This window comes from Vibrio tubiashii ATCC 19109 (assembly GCF_000772105.1).
In the GTDB taxonomy this organism is placed as follows: Bacteria; Pseudomonadota; Gammaproteobacteria; order Enterobacterales; family Vibrionaceae; genus Vibrio; species Vibrio tubiashii.
The window spans coordinates 325,677-339,350 of sequence record NZ_CP009355.1 but is presented as its reverse complement, the minus strand read 5'-3'; the positions used below and the strand labels follow the sequence as shown (position 1 = coordinate 339,350).

At 46.2% G+C, this 13,674-nt stretch carries 11 protein-coding genes; 6 read left to right on the top strand and 5 right to left on the bottom strand.

What is annotated here, in order from left to right:
* The first annotated feature begins 63 nt into the window (after nucleotides 1–63).
* Nucleotides 64–948, top strand: coding sequence for a helix-turn-helix domain-containing protein (locus IX91_RS16690; RefSeq protein WP_004746135.1), 885 nt, complete (start codon nucleotides 64–66; stop codon nucleotides 946–948).
* Nucleotides 949–982: 34 nt separating this feature from the next.
* On the opposite strand, the gene IX91_RS16685 is transcribed toward IX91_RS16690, so the two are convergent.
* The 3 genes from IX91_RS16685 to IX91_RS16675 form a co-directional block, all read right to left on the bottom strand.
* Nucleotides 983–1,897: a dihydrodipicolinate synthase family protein gene (locus IX91_RS16685; protein WP_004746136.1), complete on the bottom strand. Its 915-nt coding sequence runs from the start codon at nucleotides 1,895–1,897 to the stop codon at nucleotides 983–985.
* 76 nt (nucleotides 1,898–1,973) lie between these two features.
* Nucleotides 1,974–2,939, bottom strand: coding sequence for a bifunctional Delta(1)-pyrroline-2-carboxylate/Delta(1)-piperideine-2-carboxylate reductase (gene lhpI, locus IX91_RS16680; protein WP_004746137.1), 966 nt, complete (start codon nucleotides 2,937–2,939; stop codon nucleotides 1,974–1,976).
* Nucleotides 2,940–3,025: 86 nt separating this feature from the next.
* Complete coding sequence (locus IX91_RS16675) at nucleotides 3,026–4,291, bottom strand: NAD(P)/FAD-dependent oxidoreductase (RefSeq protein ID WP_004746138.1); 1,266 nt, start codon at nucleotides 4,289–4,291, stop codon at nucleotides 3,026–3,028.
* A 111-nt stretch (nucleotides 4,292–4,402) separates the two neighbouring features.
* On the opposite strand from IX91_RS16675, the gene IX91_RS16670 reads away from it, so the two are divergent.
* Both IX91_RS16670 and IX91_RS16665 read left to right on the top strand, forming a co-directional pair.
* Nucleotides 4,403–5,404, top strand: a complete 1,002-nt coding sequence (locus tag IX91_RS16670; RefSeq protein ID WP_004746139.1) for a 4-hydroxyproline epimerase — start codon at nucleotides 4,403–4,405, stop codon at nucleotides 5,402–5,404.
* A 33-nt stretch (nucleotides 5,405–5,437) separates the two neighbouring features.
* The gene (locus IX91_RS16665) at nucleotides 5,438–6,952 is read left to right on the top strand and encodes an aldehyde dehydrogenase (NADP(+)) (RefSeq protein WP_004746140.1); all 1,515 of its coding nucleotides are present in this window, start codon (nucleotides 5,438–5,440) and stop codon (nucleotides 6,950–6,952) included.
* Nucleotides 6,953–7,033: 81 nt separating this feature from the next.
* On the opposite strand, the gene ptsG is transcribed toward IX91_RS16665, so the two are convergent.
* The gene (ptsG, locus tag IX91_RS16660; protein ID WP_071881316.1) at nucleotides 7,034–8,476 is read right to left on the bottom strand and encodes a glucose-specific PTS transporter subunit IIBC; all 1,443 of its coding nucleotides are present in this window, start codon (nucleotides 8,474–8,476) and stop codon (nucleotides 7,034–7,036) included.
* 241 nt (nucleotides 8,477–8,717) lie between these two features.
* Here ptsG and IX91_RS16655 point away from each other — a divergent pair, with 241 nt between their 5' ends.
* Genes IX91_RS16655 through IX91_RS16645 form a run of 3 tightly spaced genes read left to right on the top strand, consistent with a single transcriptional unit; the run spans nucleotide 8,718 to nucleotide 12,080 of the window.
* Nucleotides 8,718–9,425: a response regulator gene (locus IX91_RS16655; protein WP_004746142.1), complete on the top strand. Its 708-nt coding sequence runs from the start codon at nucleotides 8,718–8,720 to the stop codon at nucleotides 9,423–9,425.
* Entirely contained in the window at nucleotides 9,415–10,851 is a 1,437-nt protein-coding gene (locus tag IX91_RS16650) for an ATP-binding protein (protein WP_004746143.1), read from the top strand. The genes IX91_RS16655 and IX91_RS16650 overlap by 11 nt, the downstream gene beginning before the upstream one ends.
* On the top strand, nucleotides 10,848–12,080 hold the full coding sequence (locus IX91_RS16645; RefSeq protein WP_004746144.1) for an ABC transporter substrate-binding protein: 1,233 nt from the start codon (nucleotides 10,848–10,850) through the stop codon (nucleotides 12,078–12,080). Before IX91_RS16650 ends, IX91_RS16645 begins: the two co-directional genes overlap by 4 nt.
* A gap of 54 nt (nucleotides 12,081–12,134) precedes the next feature.
* Here IX91_RS16645 and IX91_RS16640 read toward each other — a convergent pair whose 3' ends face one another.
* Nucleotides 12,135–13,622, bottom strand: a complete 1,488-nt coding sequence (locus IX91_RS16640; protein WP_004746145.1) for a nucleoside hydrolase — start codon at nucleotides 13,620–13,622, stop codon at nucleotides 12,135–12,137.
* Nucleotides 13,623–13,674: the final 52 nt, after the last annotated feature.

The window sequence follows — 13,674 nt, the reverse complement described above, 5'->3', positions numbered from 1 at the left end:
TCTTTTGTTTTTGACGGTTAAAGTCATCTGGCTTAGCCTAGGCGCTGACAAAGGGGCTTATTGATGAAACCATTTATAGAAAATGTACTCAGCGCACCAAATTACGACTGGCTGGTGCGAGAATTTCATTGTCGTGTGAAGAAAGAAGAATTTGCTTGTTCATGGCACTATCACTCTGAGTACGAGTTGGTTCTTTACCTTGATCCGGAGAATGTCTTTAACGGCAATTATCTTGCAGGCGATGCAATAGGCCAAGTCCATAACAACACGCTTCTGCTTTATGGGCCGGGGTTACCGCATATGATCACAGGCAAGCTTGCCAGCAGTGTAGAAAAACCGCACAGCTCAATCATCGTTTGGCTTAAGCATCATTGGATTGAAAGGCTTCAGTCAACCATCCCCGAAGCACGAAATATCAAAGCGCTACTAGAAAAAGCGGCGTTTGGTATCAAATTCAGTAACGAAACGGCCCAAAAGGTGGCGCAGTTGTTGATTGGAACGGAATCGCTTGAGCGCCACTACCAAGCTTTAAAAGTCATGGAAGTTCTTATTCACTTAGCGGATGATTTAGAATCCCAGAAACTTTCTACGACGCCTTATCGAATTAGCCAAATCTCTGATAAGGATGCCCACCAGAAAGTGGAAAGAGCCACACAATACATCGAAAAGCACTTCCACGAACCGATCAAAATCTCTGATGTGTGCCACGCCCTCCACATCAGTGAAAGCTCCGCATATCGGTTATTTGAAAAGCACTTTGGAGTCAGTTTCTCCGATCACTTAAAGCTATTTCGAATTGGTAAAGCGTGTGAACTGCTTGCCAGTACTCAGTCTCCAATTGCGTTGGTCGCGGAAAAAGCGGGCTTTTCTAACCTTTCTAATTTCAACCGCCAGTTCCGCGCCGTTAAGCAGATGACACCCACCCAATTTAGGGCTCGGTTTAATTAGGGCAAGATGGAACTTGCCCTGCTAGGAACATGATTTAAAGATTGTACTTCGACAAATCTGGACGCGTCGCTATCGCTTGTTCGACTAATGCAATCACTTGCGCGCGTTCTCCACCTTTCAGCAGCTGGCGAGGAGCACGTACTTGCTCGCTTCCTCGGCCACACACCTGTTCCGCCAGTTTGATACATTGAACCAAAGTTGGAATCGTATCTAAACGAAGCAGTGGTAAGAACCAACGGTAGATTTCTAACGCTTCAGCATAGCGTCCTTGGCTTGCCAGTTTATAGATAGCAACAGACTCAGCAGGAAATGCGTTGGTTAAACCAGAGATCCACCCCGTCGCACCAAGCATGAGAGACTCCAGAGCGATATCATCAACGCCACTAAAGATGGTAAAACGGTCGTCGAAACGATTGTACAGTTCAGTAATACGACGCGTGTCAGTGGTAGACTCTTTAACCGCAACGATACTTTCACACTCTGCAAGTTGTTCCATTAGATCAAGATTCACATCTACGCCATAGGAAACAGGGTTGTTGTAAATCATAATTGGCATTTCAGGCGTTGCATGCGCAAGAGTACTGTAGTAGTCCACTGTTTCGCTATCCGATGTGCGGTAAACCATTGCAGGCATCACCATGCAGCCATCGATACCTATTTTTTGCGCATCTTGCATGTAATCAATCGCCGCAGTGGTTATCGACTCTGCTGTCCCCGCAATCAGTGGCACTCTATCTGCAACCACTTCTCTCGCTGCCGCGAGAACCTGACGCTTCTCTTCAGGGTACAGCGCGCAGTTTTCGCCGACCGTCCCCAAGCAAATAATGCCATTAACGCCATCGTTAATTTGGTTATCGATTACAGTTTGAGTGGCGTCGAGATCAATGCTCTGATCTTTACGAAACTGAGTACTTACTGCAGGGTAGACACCTTTCCAATCTACGTTCATCTTTACCTTCCATTTGTATATTGTATGCAATTTAAGTTTACAGTCGAAACTGCAATTATACGGGGATTTCCCCTAGTTAAAAAATCTCTTCTTCCTGTAGCACAAACTTTACCGCAGCAAGATCAGCAAGAGCACTACCTACTGATTTATATAAGGTTATTTCCTCTTCATTACTGCGACCTTGGTGAGTTTGTTTACACAGATCAGATAGCTCTGCTCGTATATTCTCGGCGGCGAAAACTCCCTCTTCGATCGGAATGAGCAAATCACCTGCTTCTGCCAACACATTAATTTTGCTATCGACAAACACTTCAGCCCTTTGAACTATAGTGCTGTCACATTCGCGCTTGTCAGAGTCGTGATTACCAATCAGATCGATATGAGTTCCTGGTTGAACCAGAGCGCCATTAAACAGAGGCTTATCTGACCCAGTGACACATGAAATGATATCCACTTGGTTGAGAACTGAATCGACATCTTCAATAACTTCTAACGTGAACTGATGAGAGTTGGGCAGCGACTGATACTCACTACTCGATGAAATAGTATCGAGAGTTTGACGTGCTTTTTGCTCATCGCGCCCCCAAATCAGCACTTTGCGTATCGGACGAATAGCTGAATAGGCGTAAGCGATGTAGGGAGCAAGATTACCTGTTCCACAAATGAGCAGGGTTTCAGCTTCACGCCTTGACAAATAATCGGCAGCAAGGGCTGATGCTGCGGCAGTACGCCAATAGGTAAGAACTTTTCCATCGAGCAAAGCCAGTGGTTCACCATTAGAGCGATCAAAGGCGAGAATTTTCGATGCTAAGCTGTCTTTGCCTTCGATGTAATTATCTGGGAAATAAGTAAACGCTTTTACGGTGATCAGCGATTCACTCCAAGCAGGTAACAAGGCAAACGCATCGTATTTACCTTCCTCTAAAGGCATCACGTTACGCTGTGGAATAGTTGCTTGCTCTTGGTAGGTTAGTCGCATTGACTCAATCAGCCCTACCATCGAAAGGCAGTTGACTATTTGCTGCGCGTCTAAGTTAATCATCTCTCGTTCCTTTTGCATTTTTAATGCAACCTTTTGTTAACATAATATGTCTGTATATTTTATACAATATTTAATTTTAAAATTTTTTAGCAAAAGCGACTTAGCGCAAATGGTGAAATATCAAGCGATGTTTCACGCTGTCGGTTTAGTTCACTGATTAGGTCTGCAGTGATGGCCGCTTGCGTAAGACCAAGGTGTTGATGGCCAAAAGCAAACAGGATTTTTCCATCTTCTACGCTGTCGATAACGGGCAAAGAATCAGGCAATGAGGGGCGGTTTCCCATCCACTTTTCACCATCGGACTGAAAGGATAACTCCGACTTTAGAAGCCCTTTTGCCAACTCTTTAAGCATGGTCGCACGTTTCATATTCGGGGGTGAGTTCAGCCCTGCATACTCAACCGTACCCGCTAACCTCAGTCCCTCTTCCATAGGCGTCATGATGAATTTTCTATCCGCTGAACTGACAGGAAAAGGGAGAGCATTTTTAAGCTCTGGCACCATTAAGTGGTAACCTCTTTCTGCTTGAAGTGGTACCTTAATACCGGTAATTCTTCTAACCAAATCGGTTGACTCAGCACCAGTGGCAATGACAATTTTGTCAAACGAGTAGCTCTCATTTTCCGTTGCGACAATACCCAACTCACCATCAAAAAATGCCTCTTCCACTTGCTCTTCTACCAAGCTCCCTTGTCGAAACTTAAAAGAAGATTCAAGCTCAACGCATAGCCTATAAGGGTTTAGGCTATGGCCAGCATCTGGAAAAAACACGCCAAACTTTACTGATTCAGAAAGTTGAGGGACTCGTTCGCGCAGTTTCTCTTGCTGCCAAACTTGGCACTCCACCCCGTGTTCTCGCAAGCTTTTTAGCGTCGCACGATACGAATCAAACAGCCGCTCACTTTCAAATGTCAGCAATGAACCATCCATCTCGATTAAGTGTTGCAACCCGACTTCCTCAAGCAGCGCGAACCAACTTTGCATTGCGCACTGATTAAGTTGGGTCAAGGCTTGAGTGGATTGCTTGGTCGTTTTATCTCTCGCATTTAGTAAGAAACGAATCATCCAAGGGGTGGTTTTGTGAATGTCTTGAATGCGTATTGAGACCGGGCTATGACGAGACAGAAGCATCTTTGGCAGTTGAGGCAAAAGTGCTGGTGTCGCAAGCGGAAAAACTTGCTCGGTCGCGAAGTGTCCAGCATTGCCTTTCGAGCATCCTTGCCCTGCTCCACGCTTATCGAAAACCGTCACGTTTTCACCTTCAAGTTGTAACTTCAGAGCAATGCACAAGCCAATTATCCCACCACCAATCACTGCAATATTTTGCGAATCTGCTGAATTGTTGTTCACCATTTATTTTGCTCCTTATCACGTTTCAAAAACAAAATTGTATAAAATATACTTAACATCACGATAACATCCAAATTCACCACTTCAACCAATTTCTTATTCAAGGAGCAAGAAATGAGACAAGGAACCTTCTTTTGTATCGATGCACACACCTGCGGCAATCCTGTTCGGCTAGTAGCAGGCGGTGTTCCCCATTTAGAAGGCAAGACGATGAGTGACAAGCGTCAGTTTTTCTTGGAGCACTATGATTGGATCCGTCAATCGCTGATGTTTGAACCTCGCGGTCATGCAATGATGTCTGGTTCAGTCGTTCTTCCTCCTTGCAGTGAGAATGCTGATGCTTCGATTCTGTTTATCGAAACTAGCGGCTGCCTACCGATGTGCGGGCACGGCACGATCGGTACAGTGACATCGGCCCTAGAACATCGTTTGATTAATCCGCGCGTCGAAGGCAAGTTGATCCTCGATGTTCCGGCTGGTCAAATTGAAGTGCATTACCAACGCGATGGCGAGAAAGTCACCTCTGTGAAGATCTACAATGTTCCTGCCTACCTAGCCCATCAAGATGTCACCGTTAACGTGGAAGGACTGGGTGAAATAACGGTTGATGTTTCTTATGGTGGCAATTACTACGTCATTGTTGATCCACAAGAAAACTATAAAGGGCTTGAACACTACTCATCAGATGAAATTCTAATGCTTAGCCCTAAAGTTAGACAGGCGGTTTCACAGGCCGTCGAATGTATCCACCCTGAAGATCCAACCGTATGTGGTGTGTCTCATGTTTTGTGGACAGGCACAACGACTCAGCCAGAATCTACCGCACGAAATGCCGTTTTCTACGGTGAAAAAGCGCTCGACCGCTCACCATGTGGTACAGGAACCAGCGCGCGCATGGCGCAGTGGTATGCCAAAGGAAAACTCAAACAGGGCGAAGATTTTATCCACGAAAGCATTATTGGCAGCTTGTTCACTGGCCGTATTGAAGGTATCACTGAGGTCAACGGGCGCGCGGCCATACTGCCAAGCATCGAAGGTTGGGCTCAAGTCACTGGACACAACACCATATGGGTAGATGATCAAGACCCTTACGCATATGGCTTTGAACTTAAATAACCCGAATCGAATTAGAACAACTAGGAACCCGTTATGAGTACCGCAACTACTTTTTCAGCCATAAACCCTCAAACACAGCAGCCCTTGCAAGGGGTATTCGCCGAGCATTCTGACCAAGACGTTGATCTCGCGATTACTGCTGCTCATGAAGTAGCAAAAGCATATAGGCAAACCTCTCCCAATATACGTAGCCAACTGTTACAGACCATCGCCGACTGCTTAGAAGAGGATCGCCAAGCGATTGTAGAAAGAGCGAATCTTGAGTCAGCCCTCCCACTTGCAAGACTTAATGGTGAGCTAAGCCGCACTACAGCTCAACTCCGACTGTTTGCTGATGTAGTGGAAGGAGGTCTTTGGCAGGAGGCAATATTTGATACTGCTAATTCATCTCGCGAGCCTTTACCTAAACCCGATATTCGCCGTCAAAACATCGCCTTAGGTCCTGTTGCCGTATTTGGTGCTTCTAACTTCCCCCTTGCCTTCTCAACTGCTGGTGGCGATACAGCTTCTGCACTTGCGGCAGGTTGCCCTGTGATTGTAAAAGGCCACCCAGCCCACCCTGGAACCAGTGACATCGTCGCTAAGTGCATAGCAAAAGCACTCAACATCGTAAACTTGCCGCAAGCCGTTTTTGCTCTGCTTCAAGGAACTACACACGAGCTTGGGCAGGCTGTGGTAACGCACCCTGCAATTAAAGCGGTCGGATTTACTGGATCCATTCATGGAGGTCGAGCACTGTTTGATCTCGCTCAGCGAAGACAAGAACCGATTCCTTTCTACGGTGAACTAGGCGCTTCAAACCCTGTCTTCATTCTTTCGAATCGAATGAAGAGTGGCGCAAAGTCTTTGGCTGAAGAGTATGTAATGTCGATGAATATGGGCTGCGGTCAGTTCTGCACCAAACCTGCGGTCGTCTTTGTCGCAAAAAGCACTGCAACCGATGAGTTCCTAGCTGCCGTACGCGAAGGTATTACCGCTCAGCAAGGGCAAACCATGCTCACCGCTGGCATTAGACACAATTATCTAGAGCAAAGTGAGCTAAGAGCAAAGCAATCAGGTCTTACTCGCACACTATCGTCAGCGGAACAAGGCGTACCGTCAATGCTGTTTGAAACCACCAGCGAGAAGTGGCGCTCAAATCCTCAGTGGCAAGAAGAGATTTTTGGCCCCCAATCCATTGTCGTTTTGTGTGAAGACGACCAAGATATGCTTGAACTTAGCCAAAACTTAGCAGGTAGCCTTACCGCGACCATACAAGCAGAACCCAACGATCATCCGGTCGCAGCTCAACTATTGTCTGAGTTAGAAGAAGTCGCAGGTCGTATCGTGTTTAATGGTTGGCCAACGGGTGTCGAAGTCAGTTATGCCATGGTACACGGCGGCCCTTACCCTGCTTCGACTATGCCCGCGAGTACTTCTGTCGGCGCAGAGGCGATTAAACGTTGGCTACGGCCGGTCGCTTATCAATCAGTGCCTGAAGAGTTATTGCCTCAAGCACTGAAGTCGACTAATCCACTAAATGTACGTATGAGCGTCGATGGGAAGTAAATCAGTGTAAAACGAAAAAGCCAACCTCGTTTGAGGTTGGCAAAATCTTACCAATCAGGTGATTTAGGGGGAAAGGTAAGATCAGGAGGTAGCGAGCACTCCGTGAATTTCAGATTTAATTGTATCTGACTGAGTACCAAAGATAGCTTGCAGGCTGTCACCTATCACTAGCACATCATGGGCACCGAGCTGCTTGAGTTTTTCTATATCGACATTGGCAATATCTTTTACTGATACTCTCAAGCGGGTTATACACGCATCAACAGACTTGATATTCGCTTTACCACCGAGAGCGGCAATCACATCAACCGCAATCTCATCTGGCTGACCCGCGATTTTAACTTCCGCAATTTCAGTCTCACGACCTGGCGTTTTAAGATCCAGTTTTACGATTAAGAAGCGGAACAGACCATAGTATAGGCATGCCCATATTGGACCTATGATGATAAACATCCACGCGTTAGTCGACATTGGGTAGTACAAGAAGAACTGAATCGCTCCGTGGGCAAAGTCAGTACTGTGCTTGATCTCCAAGAACGCAGTAATAGCAAAGGCGATACCAGTCAAAAAGATGTGAATAATGTACAGCACTGGTGCAACAAATAAGAAAGTGAATTCGATAGGTTCTGTAATACCTGTTAGCCACGAGGTTAGCGCCGCTGACATCATTAAACCACCGACGATTTTCTTACGCTCTGGGGTTGCACAGTTGTAGATAGCTAAAGCCGCTGCGGGTAATGCCCACATTGAATACATAAAGCCACCAGAGAGGTACCCTGCTGTTTTATCTCCAGCAAAGAAGCGAGTTAACTCACCAGTGATCTCTTTACCTGTCTCAGGATCAATGTAGCTACCGACTTCAAAGAAGAAAGGCGCGTTCCATATGTGGTGCAAGCCAACTGGAAGTAGTGAGCGCTCACCCGCTCCATAAACAGCCCAAGCCAAAACTGGATTCTGATAAGCCGCCCAATGGGAGAATGCATCTAACATTTGCCCTACTGGTGGCCAAGCAAACGCCAAAAATGCACCAACGACAATGGCACTTAAACCAGTAACAATCGGCACAAAACGTTTTCCGGCAAAAAAGCCGAGATACTCGGGTAAACGAATATTGTAGAAACGGTTGTACATTAGAGCTGCGACGGCACCAATAATCACGCCGCCAAACACCCCTGTTTGCAAGGTGCTAACGCCCATAATGGTCGCATCCGTTTCAAAACCTCTAAGCCCAGTAACGATACCGAGCGAGGCGTTCATAATAATCAAACCGACTAAACCAGCGAGTGCCGCAGCGCCATCGTTACCTTTAGATAGTCCAAGCGCAACGCCGACCGCAAACATCAGCTGCATATTGCCAAATACGCCATCACCCGCCGCCAGCATAATCTTACTTAAGGATTCTGGGATAAAGGCAAATCCGGCATTACCTATCCCGAGCATAAGGCCCGCGACAGGTAACACGGCCACTGGCAGCATCAATGACCGCCCTATTTTTTGTAGTTGTCCAAATAAACTTCCAAACATGGTTCCCTCCTGACTTATGTCAGTCATTTAGTATCCGAGGAATCCTCGGGTTTTGTGTTTCACGTAAAGTCAGGGAAATTTTATCCAGTCTAGAAATGTTGAAGGTTACAAAACACTGCCAGTTTGTAAGTGATGACTTACAAAAGTGTTGCTTCAAAATCTGAAAATTGCCTCGTCCTCGATTGAGAAAGAGTAAGCAAAAATGCATCATATTTGTGCGCACAAGCTAGGATGCATGACAATGGAAAACAAACAGATACTGGTGGTAGATGATAACTTAGAGCTAAGAGAAGCCCTATCTGATTACCTTGGCCGGGCAGGCTTCGACGTTATTGGCGCAGAGAATGGTCAAGCGATGTGGCACTTACTGCAATCCAATCAACCCGATTTGATCATCCTCGACATCATGATGCCCGGTGAAGATGGCTTTACCTTGTGCCAAAAACTTCGTCGTGACTCGCAAATTCCGATCATCATGCTCACTGCGGTAACCGAGGAAGCCGATCGAGTAGCTGGACTCGAAATGGGCGCGGATGACTACATCACCAAATCATTCAGCCCTCGTGAACTGTTAGCACGAATTAAGACCATTCTAAGACGCAGCCAACACACCGCTGAGGCGAAACTTACCCGTAAAGTTATATTCAATGAATGGCAACTCGATACGGTCACTCGTCAGCTCACTCACCTAGATAACAAGCATGTCAAACAACTCAGTGGCGCAGATCTCTCCTTGCTTGGACTATTTATAAACAATGCTCAAGCTATTTTGTCTCGCGACGATATCGCCCGCGAAATATGGGGCAGAGACGCCGACCCGTTTGAACGAGGAATTGATGTTCAAATCAGTCGTCTACGACACCATCTCGAAGATAAAGATCGCTCTTTGATCTTAACAGTTCGCAACAAAGGCTACATGCTGACAACGGATGTCCACTATGAAAATTAGAGCACTCAGCCAGTCGTTAGCCTTTCGTGCCAGCGCATTCCTGTTGGTGGTAATTCTTGCCGCGCAGCTACTATCTGGACTGATTTGGTATCAGCATGCCAGTGAGCGGGACAAGCAAGGGCTCTCCAATACCGTTAAAAGCTTAGCCTTAAGTGCCTCATCGACGATTTCATTTTTTCAGACGCTTCCTGCTGAATATCGACACTTAGTCCTAAACCAATTGAGAAATATGGGCGGCACGCGCTTTTTTGTCTCACTTAACAACCACCGTATTGATGTCCCACCCATTGCTCAAAGCGAAACTAAAACACTGGTCGTCAATCAAGTTGAGCAAGTGTTAAAGAATGAGTTACAAGGCGTTCCGAATATCGACGTTGAGTTTACTGAAAGAGAAAACCTGCGTGTGTTTAATAACGAGTTACCCATTGATGAGCTACCACTACTCTGGGCACATTACTCACTCTCGTTTGGGGATTTAGATCCGCCGATTTTAGTGATGCAAGTTGAAGTAGCCGAGAATGAATGGTTTTACCTTGCTGCCGTCCTACCCGCTCCCTATGTGAACCTTGAAACCAACTATTTTGAGCTCAGAGAATGGTTAACGCTCTGTTTATCTGCCTTGCTTCTGTTGCTCTGTACTTGGTTTATCGTTCGACGCGAGATACTACCTATCCGTGAGCTCGCCAAAGCTGCGACCTTAATGTCGAGTAGGCTCGATGTACCAAAAGTGAAAGAAAGAGGGAGCAAAGAGTTAAAAGCGGCGGTGAGAGCGTTTAATAAAATGAATCGCCGAATAGATAGTCATATTAACGATCGTGAAATGCTATTCGGCGCGATTTCTCATGATCTCAAAACCCCGATTGCTTGTCTCAAGCTAAGGGCCGAAATGCTTGAAGATGAATTAGAACGAGAGCGCTTTACTCGCATCGCTAATGACCTCGACCTCATGGTCAAAGGCGCCCTTCAATGCATAAAAGACACAGATATCCACGAGGAAATTGAACCTATCAACCTTAATGAGTTGATCCAACATATTACTACTTCATTTCCTCATCAAGCCGATAACCTAACGGTCTTAGGGCACGTCGATAAGCCCTTAGCAGGTAAGCCTTTAGCCATCAAACGCTGTGTTCAGAACCTAGTCGACAACGCGCTTAAATATGGTGAAAAAGCTGAAATCACTTTGATTGAAGAGACCGAGTATGTCGATATACGGATTGAAGACCATGGTCAGGGCATAGAGCCAGAGCTATTCGAAAAGCTCTACCAACCCTATTTCCGAGCCAACACTGAGCATGAGGGCACCGGGCTAGGCTTGACCATTTCCCAGAGCATTGCCAAAGCGCATGGCGGCTCTCTCTCCTTATCCCGCTCTCAGTTTGGTGGATTATGCGCTACGTTATCTTTCCCAAGAGATTCGCTATGAAAAAACTTGCATCACTATTGTCCCTCCCTCTTCTCTCGTTACCCGTTTACGCTAACGTCGAGTTTCTTCATTGGTGGACATCGGACGGTGAACAGCAGGCACTCAGCGCGCTTGAAAAACAGCTCACTAGCCACGGCTTAGCACTCTCCCCTAGCCCAGTATTAGGTGGCGGTGGTGACAGCGCCATGACGGTTCTGCAAGCACGCGCCTTAGCGGGAAATCCACCAAGTTTTGCCCAAACTGAAGGGCCGAGCATCAAATCTTGGGATGCGATAGGTATTCTCCATGACGTCAATTCCGTCGCGCAGAAGCATCACTGGGATGAGACTTTGTACCCACTCGCAAGAGATATTAATAAAACGCAAAATGGTTACGTAGCCTTACCATTGACCTTGCATCGACTTAACTGGATGTGGGTTAACCATAAGCTTCTTAGCTCTCTTGGTCAGCCTGTTCCCAAAACATGGCAGCAAATGTTCACTACTATGGAACTGGCCAAACGAAGTGGTATTAGCCCACTTGCGGTCGGTGAGCAGCCGTGGCAAATCGCCATGTTGTTTGAGAATTTAGTTATCTCAACGCAAGGCGTAGAGTTCTATACCAAAGCCATGGTTGAGCTACAAAAAGAGAGTATCGACAGTGAACCTTTGAGGCTTGCGCTGCAACAACTAAGACGAATAAGTTTACTGGTAGAAAACTCGCTACCGGACACAAAATGGGACACTGCTACCCGTGCGCTGGCTTCAGACCAAGCTTTGTTCCAACTTGGCGGTGACTGGATATTAGGTGAGTTAATGGCGAACAACATCAATGTACCCAATGATGTCGGTTGTTACGCCACACCAGAAAGTGACGGCGTATTCCTGTTTAACATGGACAGCCTTATCTTTATGGCGAGCAAATCCTTTAGCTTCTCTCAGGCCAATCATGCTGCTGATATTCTGGCGGACAAAGACTTTCAACGTGACTTTAATCAGATAAAAGGCTCTATTCCCGTTCGAGAAGATATTGATATCAGTGACTTCAATCCTTGTCAGATACAGTCATATCAGGATTTCCAAGTCGGAATAACCAATAACAAAGTCGTGCCGAGTATGATTGATTCGATGGCGGTTAACCCTGTGGCTCAGCAAGCGATCAACTCAGCCATTTTCCGATTCTATCGCGACAAAGATCTTGAGCCAGATACGGTGATAAAACGCATTATTGCTATCGCAGAAAGCAATTAGATGATGGAGTAAGTGAAGCAGTCGCCAATGACTGCTTCATATTGCTAACAAGGTTTACATGATCCCTCTAGCGACACCGACGCGGCGCCCTTCTTCCATTTCCCACTGCACACCATACTTGTCAATCCAGTAGAAAAACGAAATCGGGAAACCATCTAGCTTCTCAGGGTGATAATCATCAGACGGATCAATCATCGCCACACCTTCTTGTTGCTTAAGGTATCTAAACACCGCAGTACAGTTCGAGACTTCAAGGGCAATATGTCGCGGACCACCTAGATCATAGGTTCTTGGCTGAGGTGGGATTTCTGATTGACCTATCGGCTTGTGATAACGCATCAGCTCCAAATAGATCGAAGCATAAGGGTGTTTAAGGAAAAGCACATCCAGCTCGACATCTTGGTCTGACAGTCCAGCATCTTGATTGAACTCCGCCATTGAAACATTGCGATAGTCCATCTTCTGGCCTTGGTCATCTATCGCACGCTCAAAACCCAGTACTCTGTGATAGTACTCAGCGGCACTGTCGACATCTTCAACAATGATGTTGACGTGAGATAAACCCAGTATAAAACTACTGATATCCTGTTGCGTAAGACGTTTAAATAGCTCAGGCTCAGCACTAGGCGACAACTCCACCGCGTAGTTCACCAATTTGCCCGTGGTTAGCTGTTCATTGCATACTAGGTATTCCTTGGTTTCACCTCTATCGGTGTCACTTGGAGCAACTTGAACCTGAGTATGCCATTGCTTTAAAGCAAACCACTCAGGGTTAATCACATAAGCCGCAGCAACCATATCGAAAGGAATGAACCCTTGGCTTGACCCAAATAGCGCCGCCCATTCAAGTGCCCAAATACGCGACTCTTTTTCTAAGTACTCCGCCAGTGAACTGCCGTTACGCATTTCTCTCAACTCATGGAAATCAATCCAAATATCATCACAAACTTCAAACGGAATAAGCGTGAGTTGAACGTCACTGTTTAGCAGCACGTTAAACGCCGCTTCATCGACTTCAAAGTTGAGGTCTCTGAAAGGTCGCAACTGCCTCTTACTCGCTACGAAATGTTGGTCTGTATTTCGACGCCCAGCAACACAGACAACTTCTTCAATGTTCGCGACCAACTCGGGAAAGTGTTTGATAAGTAAGGCTATGTTGGTCAACGCGCCGATAGCAAGAATGGTCAATGGGCCTTGCTTTAACTCTTGAGCGAGATTGTTGACGGCTTCTGGCAACTCTTTGTCTTGCGCTTCAGAATAGAAAACGGGACTTCCTTTCGATACCCTCAAACTGGTTGGCCCAAATTTGGCGGTAAACTGAGTTGCAATCTCCGTCGTCACGTCAATATCATCAGTATTACCAAGCGTTGAGCTCAAACCAACAATATCGACTTCTTGACTGCGGAATAAAACACCTAACGCGTACCCGTCATCAACGTCACAAGGGATTAACCCATTGTAGTGGTCGACGGTAATATCCGTATCTATCCATGTACGTTTTTGAGGCTGCATCAAGAAGTCTTTAGAATCAAGACCTTGCATAGACTCTCCTTTGCTTTCTGTTTATTAGTGGGATTATTTTTTAAGTAGGATA